At 45.8% G+C, this 874-nt stretch carries 1 protein-coding gene; it reads left to right on the top strand.

Translation table 11 applies throughout. The features are described 5' to 3' along the window. Positions 1-90 precede the first annotated feature (90 nt). The coding region (locus A3762_RS24815; RefSeq protein WP_068758112.1) for an ROK family protein at positions 91-874 on the top strand (784 nt) is incomplete at its 3' end.

Below are 874 nucleotides of genomic sequence, written 5' to 3'. Positions count from 1 at the left end.
AGATTAACGACATTAACGGTTTTGCGGCCAAACAATTAATAGCATCAGGTTTGTCAGCAACAACGAACACAATGCTAACGGAGCGCGTAAATGCACTTAGGAATTGACCTAGGCGGAACAAAAACCGAAATCATGGTATTAAACGCTGATAACAAGGCCGTCTACAACAAGCGCGTTGCGAGCCCACAAGGCGATTACACAAAAACATTGACCAATCTCTCCTCACTTATCCTCGAAGCAGAGAAATCACTCGGACAGAGGTGCACGATAGGAATTGGGATCCCTGGCAGCATATCGCCAACTTCAGGCTTGGTGCAAAACGCTAACTCAACCTGGCTAATTGGCAACAACCTTAAACAAGACCTCGAGTGTAGCATTGGTCGACCTGTCGCTTTAGCAAATGATGCTGATTGTTTCACGCTCAGCGAAGCATCAGATGGAGCAGCGAAAGATCAAACCTGTGTTTTTGGTGTAATACTCGGAACTGGAGTGGGTGGTGGAATCTGCATCAATCAACACATTCTGGTAGGCCCAAATGCGATTACAGGAGAATGGGGCCATAACGTCATGCCAGCACCCCTGCAAACTAATTCTAATGCTGCCCAATGCTATTGCGGAAAAACACATTGCATAGAAACCTACCTCAGCGGCCCAGCATTCGTTAGACGCACTATAGAAACAACCGGAGCGGAGGCCTCTTCAGTACAAGAACTTTTAAAGCTAAGTACTGAAGACACACAGATTAAAGATGCATTTGAACGTTACTACGAAGGATTAGCGTATGCTTTAGCCCAAGTCGTTAACGTCTTAGACCCCAATGCAATTGTTCTTGGAGGAGGACTAAGCAATCTTCGTGATCTGTATATCGAGGTTC

The organism is Oleiphilus sp. HI0125 (assembly GCF_001635355.1).
Note: the sequence above shows the minus strand (reverse complement) of the source record. Positions and strands in the feature narration are given on the sequence as shown.